Raw genomic sequence first — 13,241 nt, forward strand, 5'->3', positions numbered from 1 at the left:
CTCGGCTGATGGCCCTGGTTGTCGAACAGTCTCGGACGGTACCGGCGACCGTCGCCGACGCATTCGCCGCAACACTGCCATTGCCGCTGCCGGAGCTCTTCCGCCGCTGGTACGGGCCTATCCCGCCGATCAAAGAGGTCCGGGACCAAACCGGTGGTTCAGCGAGCCTCGACGAAGGAGAGGCGAAGCTGGGACCACCGCATAAGCACGGTGAGTGGGCGAGCGTCGGGCAGACCCGCACGGTGGTACTGACCGGCGGCGGCAGCATGCGCGAGGAGTTGACCGAGGTCGATCCACCCCGGGCGTTCGCCTACCGGCTCACCGACATCACCGGCCCGATGGCGCCGCTGGTGGCCCACGTCGAGGGCCGCTGGCAGTTCGCCCCCGCTGGTTCGGGCACCACGGTCACCTGGAGCTGGGTCATCCACCCCCGGTCCAGGCTGGCCGCGCCGGTGCTGCCGGTGCTCGGCTGGCTGTGGAAGGGCTACGCGCGTCAGGCCTTGGCACGACTGTCCGCCCTGTTGGAGGGCTGAGTCCGCCGATGTGCCGACTTTTCGGGCTGCACGCCGGGACCAGCGTCGTGACCTCAACGTTCTGGCTGCTCGACGCCGCGGACAATCTGGCCGAACAGAGCCGGCGCAACCCCGACGGCACGGGCCTGGGTGTGTTCGACGGCTACGGGCAATCGCAGCTGCGCAAGCAGCCGATCGCGGCGTGGCAGGACACCGAATTCGCTACCGCTGCACATGAACTGACCGGCACCACCTTCGTCGCGCACGTACGCTACGCCACCACCGGCGCTCGGAGTGTCGCCAACACTCACCCGTTCCTGCAGGACAACCGCATCTTCGCGCACAACGGCGTTGTCGAAGATCTTCCCGCGATTGACCAGCGGCTGCGCGAAGTCGACGGCTACGGCATGGTGCGAGGCGATACCGACTCCGAACGGATCTTCGCCCTCATCACCGCCGCGATCCGGGCGCGGCGCGGCGACGTGACGGGCGGCCTGGTCGACGCTGTGCGGTGGCTGGCCGCCAACGTGCCGATCTACGCGCTCAATCTGCTGCTGAGCACCTCCACCGACATGTGGGCGCTGCGGTACCCCCTGCCCAACGAGCTCTACATCCTGGACCGGCGAGACGGCACAGCGCCCGGAGGTTTGACATTGCGCACCAAGCGGATTCGAGCCGATGCCGCGAAGTTGCGCGGCCGACCCGCGGTAGTGTTCGCCACCGAACCGATGGACGATGACACCCGCTGGGAACCGATCGAGCCGGGCCAGCTGGTGCACGTCGATGCGGGCCTGCGGATCACCCGCCAATTGGTGCTGCCCGATCCGCCCGCCCGGCAACTGCGCCGGGAAGATCTTACTGCCGCCGCCCAGGAGGCCCAACACCCATGGAATGGACGGACATGACAGTCAAACGCGCCCTGGTGCTCGGCGGCGGTGGGGTAGCGGGCATCGCCTGGGAGACCGGCGTCTTGTGCGGCATCGCCGACGAGTCGCCCGACGCCGCGTGGGAACTGCTGGAATCCGCTGTGCTGGTGGGGACATCGGCCGGGTCGGCGGTGGCCGCCCAGATCGGCAGCGGGCTGAGCCTGGAGCAGTTGTTCGCCCGCCAGGTTTCGCAGACCTGCTCGGAGATCGATCCGGGGGTCGGTGCCGATGCGCTTACCGAGCTGTTCGTGGCGGCAATCACCGAGCCCAACACGACCACTGCGCAGAAACTGCAGGGCATCGGCGCGGTGGCCCTGTCGGCGCAGACCGTTGCCGCACCGGTGCGGCGCGGGATCATCGCCGACCGCCTGCCGTCACACGACTGGCCGGAGCGCACGCTGCGGATCACCGCGATCGACATCGACACCGGGGAGCTGACGGTCTTCGACCGCGACTCCGGTGTGGAACTCATCGACGCGGTGGCGGCCAGTTGCGCGGTGCCGGGCGCCTGGCCCCCGGTGGTGATCGGCACGCACCGCTACATGGATGGCGGGGTGCGCAGCACGGTCAACCTCGATGTGGCCGCCGACTGCGACGAGGCCGTGCTGCTGGTGCCCACCGGTGGCGGAGTCGATGGGGAGATCGCGGCGTTCGCGGGCCGAGTGTGCGCGGTGCTGGCCGACGATGACGCGCTGCGCTCCTTCGGGGGCAATCCGCTCGACCCGGCGTGCCGGTTGCCGTCGGCGCAGGCCGGACGCGAACAGGGCCGACGGCAAGCCGGCGCCATCGCCCAGTTTTTGGCTGGCTAGGGCTGCGACGATCGCAAGCGCGACGGAGTCGGGCGCTGCGGGTCGTCGCCATTGGGTCAAAGCGCGGCGTCGAGGGCGCGGGCGGCGAGTTCCCGGCCGACGTCGACCAACTCGGCGGCGCGATGGAAGTCCAGGCTGCGGCAGGCGACGCGGGGCACCTCGATGAGCAGATCGGGCGGGTGCGACGCGAGCTGATGGCGGGCCAGCGCCGCCTGGGCGATATCGATGGTCCGGTTCATCACCTCGAAGCTGCCGAGTTTGGGCACCCCGGGGGCCGACTCCTCGTCCTCGCCGGGCCCATGCGGTGGTCCCAGCTTCGCCTCTCCTGCGTCGAGACTCGCTGAACCGCCGGGCTCGGACTCACCGCTGCTGAACCGGTCCAGGATCGCCCGTGCCGTCGGCCGGTCCAGCAGGGAGCGTGCGCCGCTGGTGTCCAGCAGCGCAGACGTACTGCGCCACATGCGATTCAATCGACCAGCCGGCACGTCTCGCTCGGAATCCTCGGCGGCCGGGCCGGCGGCGGTCGGGTCGCCGCCGTTGAGGCTCACCGCCAGCGTCAGGTCGGCGTTGACGGCGCTCAACGGAGCCATCGGCAGCGGGTCGAGGATGCCGCCGTCGGCGAGCAGGCGCCCATCGACCACGTGCGGTGCGATCACCCCGGGGATGGCGATCGAGGCGCGGATGGCCGTATCGACCGGCCCGCGCTGCAGCCACACCGATCTGCCCGCGATCAGATCGGTCGCCACAGCGGTATAGGGGACCGGCAGCTCTTCGATATCGATATCGCCCAAGATGTCCCGGACGACATCGAGAATCTTCTCCGCCCGCAGCACCCCGGCCGCGGTGAACGAGGGATCCAGCAGGCGCAGCACCGCGCCCTGGGTCAACGACTTGGCCCATTCGGCGAAGTCATCGAGTCGTCCGGCGGCCTGCAGCCCACCCACCAGCGCACCCATCGACGATCCGGAGATCCCGACGATGTCGTAGCCGCGGTCGCGCAGCTCGGCGATCACCCCGATGTGGGCATAGCCGCGCGCACCGCCGCTGCCGAGCACCAGGGCCACCCGGGGTGCTCGGGCCGCGCGGGATTCCGCAGCAGAAGTCATGTCCACCATTTTGCGGGCAATACCGCGCCGGTTCTTTCCGTCATTGCGATTACAACCGTAGTACCGACAGGAACCAGCAGGTCACGGCGGGTATTGCCGCGCCGGGAGGGCCTGGAAACGTGCGTACTCTGGGCGACCCGCCGATGCGGCCGGCGCCGCACCCGCATAGCATGGCCGCTGTGATGGAGTACGTCGGGTTCCGGGGTTGTTGTTGCCGCAGCTGAACGCTGCCGCCGACCCCTTCCTTGAATCCACCCCATCCTCTCTGGAGTTCTCACCATGGTTATCGCTGATCCCATCGCGCTGCGGCGCTCACCCTCGCGGTCGCGCTCGTTGCGCCTGCCCGACCTCTTGCAGACCACCGACCTGGCCGCCGACGCGGTGCTGCAAGGCCGCTACAACCACTTGCTGCCCGAGTCGGGGCTGCCCGACGATCAGCGCTGGTTCGCTCGAATCCACGGTGACGATCGGCTCGACATCTGGCTGATCAGCTGGGTGCCGGGCCACGCCACCGAGCTGCACGATCACGGCGACTCGCTCGGCGCGCTGACCGTGTTGTCCGGCTCGTTGGAGGAGTTCCATTGGAATGGTCGCGAGCTGGCGCAGCGACGGCTGGATGCGGGGGACCAGGCCGCGTTCACCCAGGGCTGGGTGCACGATGTGGTCTGGGCGCCGCCGATAAACCAGTTCGAACCGGCCGCCCCGACGCTGAGCGTGCACGCCTACTCGCCGCCACTGGTGGAAATGTCCTACTACGACGTCTCGCAGGACCATACTTTGCGTAGGCAGCGCACCGAACTCACTTCGCACCCGGAGGCGTCATGACCACAACGCACGTGACCAGCCGCATCGACCGGGTGTTGGAGGCCGCCCGCGCCAAGCTGCACCGGCTGACCGCCGATGAAGTGCCCGAGGCGCTGCGCAATGGCGCACACCTGGTCGACATCCGGCCGGCGGCCCAGCGCGCGGAGGAAGGCCAAGTGCCCGAAGCGCTGGTGATCGAACGCAACGTGCTGGAGTGGCGCTGCGATCCGACCAGCGACGCGCGGCTGCCGCAAGCGGTGGACGACGACGTGCAGTGGGTCATCCTGTGCTCGCAGGGCTACACCTCGAGCCTGGCCGCGGCCGCCCTGCAGGACTTGGGGCTACACCGTGCCACCGACGTCATCGGCGGCTATCAGGCCCTGGCCGCCGTCGGGGAGTTGGTGGAGCCGGCCCCACTGGTCGGACTAAGCGTTGGAGTGCAACAGGGGGCGGAGCCGTTCAGTCTTGTCCGGGGTCCACGTCGCTGGATGTAGGATCGCCGCCCACGCGTCGGCGGCGTCGGCGACGTAGCTGTGGCCATGGCCGTCGGGCACGTCGATAGCCACCGCCATGTCGGCCGAGACCTGCAGGAACGTCACGATCGGAGTCCAGCGCACCTGCGGCAGCACGTCGTAGCCGCGGGGCTCTTTCAGCCAGTCCGGCTTGTGGTACAGCAGATCGGGATGCCACCAGGCGATCGGGTCGGAGGCGTGCTGTAGGTACACCACCCGCGGCGTATCCGGTGCGCCCCAAGGGTTGTCGGGGCGTGCCAGGTCATCCGGGCGAGCCACGAACCGCACGGCGCGGCCGTCGTGGTAGATCGGCAGCCACTGCGGGGAACCGGGGTCGCGGTTGATGGTCAGGTCGGTCCAGATGGTGTTCTGAAACGTCGGGCCGGAGAACAGGGCACCGTCGGTACGGGCCAGCACATTGTTGAGGCTCATGAAGGAGGCTTCGCCGCCGAAGGAACCGAGGCTTTCCCCGAACACCACCAGTTTGGGGCGCTTGGCCTCCGGCAGGGCCCGCACCTGCTTGTCGACGGCTTCGAACAGCGCCTGGCCGGCCTGGCGAGCGTTCTCCTTGTCGACCAGGAAAGACAGCCAGCTGGGCAGGAACGAATACTGCATGCTCACGATCGCGGTGTCGCCGTTGAACATGTATTCCAGGGCCGAGGCCTCCGCCTCGTTGATCCAGCCGGTGCCCGTCGTGGTGGCCACGGCCACCACCGCGCGGCTCAGTCCACCGGTGCGGGCCAACTCGGCCGCGGCCAGCTCCGCGGTCTCCTTGATCCCGTGGGCCGAATTCAGGCCGGCGTAGGCCCTAATCGGTTCGGTGGCCGGTTTCTCGTTGAACGCGCTGAGCTGGGCGACGGTCGGTCCATTGGCCACAAAGATGCGGCCCTGATGGCCGAGCGACTCCCAGGAGGCCAGCGACTCCGGCCCGCCGGAGCGCAGCCGGGTCGACGGGGCCGCCCGGTCGGGGCTGGTCTCCTCGTTGACCGAGGCGAAGGTGCTGTTCATGACGTGCATCGCGGTCTTGAGCACCAGGCCGTTGAGCACCGCCACAACCAGGGTCACCAGTAACGACACTGCGACAACGGCCGAAACCCGCGGCGGCGCAACGCGTTCGAGCTGGCGCATCAGAAAGCGGATCAGCAGCCTGATCAGCTGGCCGATCTCGACCAGGATGAACAGTGTGACCACCGCTATCGCGCCGGCTTGCGGGTAGTTGTACCAAGTCAGCCGCGGCACACCCATCAGGTCGCGCATCTGGTCCTGCCAGCCGTGGATCGTCCACACCACCCAGAGATGGATGATCGCCGCGACGGGGATGAGCACCAGCCAGGCCCACCGCGGGGCCGGCGGGCTGGTGTCCTTCGAGCGCATGTAGCGGACCAGCCAGACGCTGAACACACCCAGGGCATAGCCGATGGCGCCCGAGCCGCCGCTGACCAAACCCTGGAACAGCGGCCCACGCGGCAGCAGCGACGGCGTCAGCGACAGCCACAGGAACACCAGGCCCACCGCGGTGCCGGTGAACGTGTAGTGCCGGACCCACCAGGGTGCGCGCGCGGCCGCTTCCGGCGGTGTTTCCGCGGTGGCGGTGTCGGTGGCTGTCGCGCTCATCGGAGATCGACTCAGCGGTGGGTGAAGTTCGGCGCGCGCTTCTCGGTGAAGGCCGCCATGCCCTCGGTCTGGTCCTCGGTGGCGAACGCCGAGTGGAACAGGCGGCGCTCGTAGAGCAGTCCTTCGGCCAGGGTGGACTCGAAGGCCCGGTTGACGGCTTCCTTGGCCATCCGGGCCGCCGACAGGCTCATCCCGGCGATGGTGGCGGCGACCTTGCCGGCCTCGGCCAGCAGGTCGTCGGCCGGCACCACGCGGGACACCAGCCCGGAGCGCTCGGCTTCGGCGGCATCGATGGTGCGGCCGGTCAAGATCAGGTCCATGGCCTTGGCCTTGCCGATGGCCCGGGTCAGTCGCTGGGAGCCGCCCATGCCGGGCAGCACACCCAGCTTGATCTCCGGCTGGCCGAACTTGGCGGTGTCGGCGGCGATCAGCAGGTCGCACATCATCGCCAGTTCGCAGCCGCCGCCCAGGGCGTGCCCGGCCACCGCGGCGATGGTCGGGGTGCGCACCGCAGCCAGCTTGGACCAGGCGGCGAAGAAGTCGGCGGCGAACACCTCGGCGAAACTCAGATCGGCCATCTCCTTGATGTCCGCTCCCGCGGCGAACGCCTTGGCGCTGCCGGTGATGATGATCGCCCCGATGCCCGGGTCGGCGTCGAATTCGGCTGCGGCGGTGGTGACTTCGCCCATCACCTGGCTGTTGAGGGCGTTGAGTGCCTGCGGCCGGTTCAACGTGATGGTGCCGACACGGCCGTCGCGGTCGACGAGAATGGTTTCGTAAGTCATGGGTTCTCCTTAAAAGGTCAGGTCGGGTTCGGCGGGCACGAAGTACGTCTCGATGTCGGCGGCGGTCACCTCGGCCAGCGTCGCCGGTGACCACTGCGGATTGCGGTCCTTGTCGACCAACTGGGCGCGGATGCCCTCCACCAGATCATGCGAGCGCAGCGACGCGCAGGAAACCCGGTATTCCTGGATCAGCACGTCTTCCAAGGTGGCGAGCCGGCCCGCCCGGCGCACCGCCTCCAATGTCACCGCGCAGGCGACCGGGGACCGGGTGCCGATCAGTTCGGCAGCGGCGTTGGCGTCGGGGCTGGCGTGGCCGGCCAGCGCCGCCACGATCTCGGCGACGGTGTCGTGTGCGTAGCACTCGTCGATCCAGTCGCGGTGTGCGGCAAGCTGACTCGGCGGCGCCTCGACCGCGTGTGCTGCCAATGCACTGTCCACCCCGTCGGCGATGATCGCCGCGGTGAAGGCCTCCAGCGCGGCGTGCGGCACGTAGTGGTCGGCGAAGCCCAGCGCAATGGCATCCGGGCCGGAGAACGGCGCGCCGGTCAGTGCGGCGTGCAGACCGAGCCGGCCGGGGGAGCGGGCGAGCAGATAGGTGCCGCCGACATCGGGGATGAAGCCGATACCGACCTCGGGCATGGCCATCTTGGTGGTGTCGGTGACCACCCGGGTGTTGGCGTGCGCCCCGACTCCGACGCCGCCGCCCATCACGATGCCGTCCATCAACGACACGTACGGCTTGGGGTATCCGCCGATCTGCGCGTTGAGCAGGTACTCGTCGTACCAGAATTGTCGCGCATCCGCGCCGTCGGCTTTGGCGCTGTGATAGATCGCGACCACGTCGCCGCCGGCGCACAGTCCGCGCTCGCCGGCACCGGTGAGCACCACCGCCGTGACCGCCGGATCCTCGGCCCAGCTGGACAGCGCCGCGGTCATGGCGGTCACCATCGGAAGGTTCAGCGAGTTGATCGCCTTCGGACGGTTGAGTGTCAGCAGGCCGACCCCGTTGTCAACGCGGGCCAGGACCTCGTCAGATTCACCTGTCACGCCTTCGCAATGTAGATCCCTACGCGCGGTCACTGATCCGCGGGTAAGGTTTGGCAGCAGAGCGGCCCGAACGCCGTCGGGAACTCCGGCGAGTCGGGAAACGTTGATTCAGTATTCGTAAACCCTTAGCTTCACAGCCCCAGGAGAGGATCGGGACGGTGCGGGAGACCAGCAACCCGGTATTTCGTTCGTTGCCCAAACAGGGCGGCTACGCGCAGTTCGGAACCGGTATGGCCGGTGCCACTCAGCAGATGAGTCAGACCTACCAGGTCGACCCGTCGTTGGCGCAGTACCAGCAGCGGGAGGTCACTCGCCCGCTGACCATTGATGACGTCGTCACCAAGACCGGCATCACGCTCGGCGTGCTGAGCGTGGCGGCGATCATCTCCTTCTTCATGGTGTCGGCCAACCAAGCGCTGGCCGGGCCGCTGACCTTCATCGGTGCGTTCGGCGGTCTGGCCGTGGTCATGGTCGCCATGTTCGCCCGCAAGCAGGACAACAAGGCGGTGGTGCTCAGCTACGCGGTGCTCGAGGGCCTGTTCCTCGGTGCCATCTCCTGGGTGCTGACGGCCTTCACCGTGGGGACCGGCAACGCCGGCTCGATGATCGGTCAGGCCGTGATGGGGACCCTCGGCGTGTTCGGCGGCATGCTGGTCGTCTACAAGACCGGCGCCATCCGCGTCACCCCGAAGTTCACCCGGATGCTTGTCGCCGGCATGTTCGGTGTGCTGGCCCTGATGATCGGCAACCTGGTGCTGTCGCTGTTCGGCGTCGGCGGCGGCGAGGGCCTGGGCCTGCGCAGCGGCGGCACGCTGTCCATCATCTTCTCGCTGGTGTGCATCGGTATCGCCGCGTTCAGCTTCCTGATCGACTTCGACGCAGCCGACCAGCTGATCCGTGCCGGCGCGCCGGAGAAGGCCGCCTGGGGTATCGCACTCGGCCTGACCGTGACCCTGGTCTGGCTGTACCTGGAGATCCTGCGTCTGCTCAGCTACTTCCAGAGCGAGTGACCCGCTAGCTTTCCCCGTTGACTCTGCGCTGAGCGCGCGAAAGTGCGAGTAGCACCCGCCCTCAGCGCAGAGTCATTTTTTATGTCGGTGGCCCCGGGCAGCATGCCGACATGGGACAGCCATTCATCGGTAGCGAGGCATTAGCTGCTGGAACTTTGAGCCGCCATGAGCTGCGCCAGTTCCACACCGCAGTCCTGCCGAACGTCTACCAGGAAAAGCCCGCCGAACCCACGCTCCTGCACCGGACCCAGGCCGCCTGGTTGTGGTCGCACCGCCAAGCGGTCGTCAGCGGCCTGGCCGCGGCCGCCCTGCACGGCGCGAACTGGGTCGACGACGACGCGATCGTCGAACTGATCTGGCGCAACGCGCGGGCCCCGCACGGCGTCAAGACCCGTGCCGACTTGATTCTGGAGGGCGAATCCCAGCACCTTGGCGGCGTCGTCGCCACCACTCCCGAGCGCACCGCTTTCGACCTGGGCCGACGCGGTCCGTTGTATCAGGCGGTCGCCAGACGGCGACCAGCACCGCACCAGCCGCCCACAGTTCGTCAAGGACGTCGAGCGGCTGGAGTACATCCAGCAGGCGGGCTGGACGCGCGTCACGGTGCTTGCCGAACACCCGGGCTACGACGTCGTTCGACGCGTCCGCCAGTCATGGGACGCCCTGAGGCGAAAATGACTCTGCGCCCAGGGCGGGGGTTACTCGAACTTTCCCGCCCTGAGCGCAGAGTCAACGAAATCAGGAGAGCCGCTCGACCACCATGGCCATGCCCTGGCCGCCGCCGACACACATGGTCTCCACGCCGAACTGCTTGTCGTGGGTGGCCAGGTTGTTCAGCAGGGTGGCGGTGATCCGGGCGCCGGTCATACCGAACGGGTGGCCCAGGGCGATCGCGCCGCCGGACACGTTCAGCTTGTCCTCGTCGATGCCCAGCTCGCGGGCCGAGCCGAGCACCTGCACCGCGAAGGCCTCGTTGATCTCGAACAGGTCGATGTCGGAGACCGACATCTTCGCGTTCGCCAGCGCCTTCTTGACGGCCTCGATCGGGCCCAGGCCCATGATCTCCGGCGACAGGCCCGACACCCCGGTGGACACGATCCTGGCCAGCGGCTTCAGGCCCAGCTCCTTGGCCTTGGTGTCGCTGGTGATGATCACCGCGGCGGCGCCGTCGTTCAGCGGGCAGGCGTTACCGGCGGTGATCGTGCCGTTGGGCCGGAACACCGGCTTGAGCTGGCTGATCTTCTCGTAGGTGGTGCCGGCGCGCGGGCCGTCGTCGGTGCTCACCACGGTGCCGTCGGGCAGCGTCACGGGCGAGATCTCGCGGGCGAAGAAGCCGCTGTTGATGGCCTCCTCGGCGCGGTTCTGGCTGCGCACGCCCCAGTGGTCCTGGTCCTCGCGGCTGATGCCGGTGTGCAGCACCACGTTCTCGGCGGTCTGGCCCATCGCGATGTAGACGTCGGGCAGCAGGCCGTCGCCGCGCGGGTCGTGCCACTCGGTGGCACCGGCTGCGGCGGCCTCGGAGCGGGCGATCCCGTCGTTGAACAGCGGGTTCTTGCTGTTCGGGGCGCCGTCGGCGGCACCGATCGCGAACTGCGAGACGGTCTCCACACCGGCGGAGATGAACGCGTCACCCTCGCCGGCCTTGATCGCGTGGAACGCCATCCGGGTGGTCTGCAGCGACGACGAGCAGTACCGGTTCACCGTGGTGCCGGGCAGGAAGTCGTAGCCGAGCAGCACCGAGACGACGCGCCCGATGTTGTAGCCAGAGGCGCCGCCCGGCTGGCCGCAGCCCATCATCAGGTCGTCGATCTCGCGCGGGTCCAGCGCGGGCACCTTGTCCAGGGCGGCGCGCACCATCTGGGCGGCCAGGTCGTCGGGCCGCATGGTGACCAGGGATCCCTTACCGGCCCGGCCGATCGGCGAACGCGCAGTTGAGACGATTACAGCTTCAGGCACTTCAGGCTCCTTGAGATCGGGTATATAGAGCCGAATCTAGCCCGAAGCGGCCACCACGCGGGAATCGGGCCGGTCCAGCACAGCGCAGAGCGCCGGGATCATTTGGCCCGCTGCCAGGGCGTAGCCCGCCGCCGACGGGTGGTACTGGTCCGCGGCGAACAGCAGGCCGGGACTGTCATGGAACTCCCGTGCGCGAAAGTCGGCGAAGGGCACCGCGATCCCGCCGGCAGCCTTGACCGCCAGGGTCTGAGCCCGGGCCAGCTGGCACGCCCTCGCGTGCGCCACCCAGCGCAGCGGTCGCGGTATCGCGCTGATCGCGCTGAACTTCGGGCAGGTGCCCACGATCACCACCGCACCGCTGGCGCGCAGCCGCTTCACCGCGACACGCAGTCGCTGCACCGAGCCGGCGATGCTGTGCAGCGCGGTGATGTCGTTGGCGCCGATCATGATCACCGCCACGTCCGGTGGCGGGCCCGCGACGAACATCGCGTCCACTTGGCCGGCCAGGCCTTTGGAGGTGGCGCCCACAATTGCCTTGGTGCTCAACCGAATCCGCAAGCCGGTGCGCTGCGCCAGCGCCTTGGCGATCAGCGCCCCGGGAACCTCGTCCGCGGAAAGGCAGCCGTAGCCGGTCGCGGTGGAGTCGCCGAAGACCATCAGGTGCAGATCGACGTTCTCCCCACGGTGAAACGGCTGAACTTCGGCGTCGTCGCGACCGTATAAACCATCAGCACGGGGTGGAAGGCCCCAAGCCTTGGGGATGGTCTGGCGGGCCCGGTCGGCCTGGCCCGCCAGAAGATTGCGCACACCCACGTAGAGGGTGCCGCTGAAAGCGAACACGCCCGCAGTGGTCAGCGTGACCGCTGAGCGTCGCGTTGCCCCGATCGCCATGCCTGTGATTTTAGGGAAGGGAGGCCCACGTCACCTGAGTGCAGCAAACAAATATGGTCACGAAGAGGACCCGATGCTGCATCGGAACGAATCGTAAGATTTCTTCTCAATTTTCTGCGTGTGACGATACGTGGTACCGCGTTGGCTGTGCCGGCCCGGGCCGGCTGGAGGGAGTGTCCATCATGACCGCACCCGACACAATTCCCAGCTCGTTACGTGTTCGCAGTCGCTTGTACCCCAGTCCGCGACCCTACCGTTACGGTCGTCATGATGGGTTGCCCGTCGAGGTCGCCGAGGAGTCGACCAGCGTCGAGGGACGGTTGGCGTGGCTGGCGGCCCGGGCCACCATTCGGCCCGTTCTCTCGGTCGGCAGCTACCTACCGCGGATGCCGTGGCCGTTCGGCCTGCTCGACTTCGCCGCGAAGGCGATGCTGCCGGCGCCGGGCACCATCCGCGCCACCATCCGGCTGCCGCGCTGCAAGGCGCAGATGGTGCGCGCCGCCGGCGTCCTGCCCGCCGACGGCACCCGCCGCGTCGTGCTCTACATGCACGGCGGGGCCTTTCTGACCTGCGGGGCCAACACCCACGGCCGGCTCGTCACCAAGCTGTCGAAGTATGCCGACAGCCCGGTGCTGGTGGTGGAGTACCGGATGATTCCCAAGTACTCCATCGCCGACGCCGTGGACGACTGTTACGACGGCTACCGCTGGCTGCGCCGCCAGGGTTACCAACCGGACCAGATCGTGCTGGCCGGCGACTCGGCCGGCGGCTACCTTTCGCTGGCGCTGGCCGAGCGGTTGCTGGAGGAGGGCGACGAAGACATGCCCGCGGCGATCGTCACGATGTCGCCGCTGCTGGAGATCGCCAAGGAAGCCAAGAAGGCACACCCCAACATCCACACCGGTGCCATGTTCCCGCCCAAGGCATTTGACGCGTTGGTGGAACTGGTGGAAGCGGCCGCCCGCCGCGACCGCACCCACGGCAGTGACGTCCTCGAGCCGCTACAGCACGTAAAGCCCGGACTTCCACGGACCTTGATCCACGTCTCGGGTTCCGAGGTGCTGCTGCACGACGCCCGGCTGGGGGCCAAGGTGCTCGCGGCCGCCGGTGTCCCGGTGGAGCTGCGAGTGTGGCCAGGTCAGATTCACGTCTTCCAGATCGCCGCCCCGTTCGTGCCGGAGGCCACTCGTTCGCTGCGCCAGATCGGCGAATACATCCGCGAAGCCACCGGTTGATCCGCCCGGTTCATAAGGCGGTTCGAGCTTCGGC

At 68.3% G+C, this 13,241-nt stretch carries 12 protein-coding genes and 2 pseudogenes; 8 read left to right on the forward strand and 6 right to left on the reverse strand.

The features are described 5' to 3' along the window. Positions 1 to 8 precede the first annotated feature (8 nt). From ACJH71_RS14365 to ACJH71_RS14375, 3 genes are read left to right on the forward strand one after another with little or no spacing between them, the layout of a single operon-like run. Positions 9 to 533 (forward strand): SRPBCC family protein, encoded by a 525-nt coding sequence (locus ACJH71_RS14365; protein WP_406758680.1) that lies wholly within the window; start codon positions 9 to 11, stop codon positions 531 to 533. Positions 534 to 541: 8 nt separating this feature from the next. Continuing rightward, positions 542 to 1,417 carry a class II glutamine amidotransferase gene (locus ACJH71_RS14370; RefSeq protein WP_406758681.1) on the forward strand — a complete coding sequence of 292 codons (876 nt, stop codon included), beginning with the start codon at positions 542 to 544 and terminating at the stop codon, positions 1,415 to 1,417. After that, positions 1,414 to 2,247 carry a patatin-like phospholipase family protein gene (locus ACJH71_RS14375; protein WP_406758682.1) on the forward strand — a complete coding sequence of 278 codons (834 nt, stop codon included), beginning with the start codon at positions 1,414 to 1,416 and terminating at the stop codon, positions 2,245 to 2,247. Before ACJH71_RS14370 ends, ACJH71_RS14375 begins: the two co-directional genes overlap by 4 nt. 56 nt (positions 2,248 to 2,303) lie before the next feature. Here ACJH71_RS14375 and ACJH71_RS14380 read toward each other — a convergent pair whose 3' ends face one another. Then, positions 2,304 to 3,353, reverse strand: a complete 1,050-nt coding sequence (locus tag ACJH71_RS14380) for a patatin-like phospholipase family protein (RefSeq protein ID WP_406758683.1) — start codon at positions 3,351 to 3,353, stop codon at positions 2,304 to 2,306. Positions 3,354 to 3,632: 279 nt separating this feature from the next. Here ACJH71_RS14380 and ACJH71_RS14385 point away from each other — a divergent pair, with 279 nt between their 5' ends. Together ACJH71_RS14385 and ACJH71_RS14390 are read left to right on the forward strand one after the other, a co-directional pair. Further along, a complete protein-coding gene (locus ACJH71_RS14385) occupies positions 3,633 to 4,178 on the forward strand; it encodes a cysteine dioxygenase (protein ID WP_406758684.1) in 546 nt (181 codons plus the stop codon). Then, a pseudogene (locus ACJH71_RS14390) lies at positions 4,175 to 4,582 on the forward strand (rhodanese-like domain-containing protein); the annotation flags it as partial. The gene ACJH71_RS14385 and the pseudogene ACJH71_RS14390, both read left to right, overlap by 4 nt. On the opposite strand, the gene ACJH71_RS14395 reads toward ACJH71_RS14390, so the two are convergent. Genes ACJH71_RS14395 through ACJH71_RS14405 form a run of 3 tightly spaced genes read right to left on the reverse strand, consistent with a single transcriptional unit; the run spans position 4,583 to position 8,115 of the window. Then, positions 4,583 to 6,283 carry an alpha/beta hydrolase gene (locus tag ACJH71_RS14395; RefSeq protein WP_406758685.1) on the reverse strand — a complete coding sequence of 567 codons (1,701 nt, stop codon included), beginning with the start codon at positions 6,281 to 6,283 and terminating at the stop codon, positions 4,583 to 4,585. Between the two features lie 11 nt (positions 6,284 to 6,294). Continuing rightward, positions 6,295 to 7,068 (reverse strand): enoyl-CoA hydratase, encoded by a 774-nt coding sequence (locus ACJH71_RS14400; RefSeq protein ID WP_406758686.1) that lies wholly within the window; start codon positions 7,066 to 7,068, stop codon positions 6,295 to 6,297. A gap of 9 nt (positions 7,069 to 7,077) precedes the next feature. Next, entirely contained in the window at positions 7,078 to 8,115 is a 1,038-nt protein-coding gene (locus ACJH71_RS14405) for an enoyl-CoA hydratase/isomerase family protein (protein WP_406758687.1), read from the reverse strand. A gap of 158 nt (positions 8,116 to 8,273) precedes the next feature. Here ACJH71_RS14405 and ACJH71_RS14410 point away from each other — a divergent pair, with 158 nt between their 5' ends. Both ACJH71_RS14410 and ACJH71_RS14415 read left to right on the forward strand, forming a co-directional pair. After that, on the forward strand, positions 8,274 to 9,125 hold the full coding sequence (locus ACJH71_RS14410) for a Bax inhibitor-1/YccA family protein (protein WP_406758688.1): 852 nt from the start codon (positions 8,274 to 8,276) through the stop codon (positions 9,123 to 9,125). 110 nt (positions 9,126 to 9,235) lie between these two features. Continuing rightward, a pseudogene (locus ACJH71_RS14415) lies at positions 9,236 to 9,803 on the forward strand (hypothetical protein). Between the two features lie 60 nt (positions 9,804 to 9,863). Here the strand turns inward: ACJH71_RS14415 and ACJH71_RS14420 are convergent. Further along, positions 9,864 to 11,081: an acetyl-CoA C-acetyltransferase gene (locus ACJH71_RS14420; RefSeq protein WP_406758689.1), complete on the reverse strand. Its 1,218-nt coding sequence runs from the start codon at positions 11,079 to 11,081 to the stop codon at positions 9,864 to 9,866. Between the two features lie 36 nt (positions 11,082 to 11,117). Then, entirely contained in the window at positions 11,118 to 11,972 is an 855-nt protein-coding gene (locus ACJH71_RS14425) for an SGNH/GDSL hydrolase family protein (protein WP_406758690.1), read from the reverse strand. A 182-nt stretch (positions 11,973 to 12,154) separates the two neighbouring features. Between ACJH71_RS14425 and ACJH71_RS14430 the strand changes: the two genes are divergently transcribed. Then, positions 12,155 to 13,207 carry an alpha/beta hydrolase gene (locus ACJH71_RS14430; protein WP_406758691.1) on the forward strand — a complete coding sequence of 351 codons (1,053 nt, stop codon included), beginning with the start codon at positions 12,155 to 12,157 and terminating at the stop codon, positions 13,205 to 13,207. Positions 13,208 to 13,241: the final 34 nt, after the last annotated feature.

Origin of the sequence: Mycobacterium sp. SMC-15 (assembly GCF_045310925.1) — a bacterium.
Lineage (GTDB): Bacteria > Actinomycetota > Actinomycetes > Mycobacteriales > Mycobacteriaceae > Mycobacterium.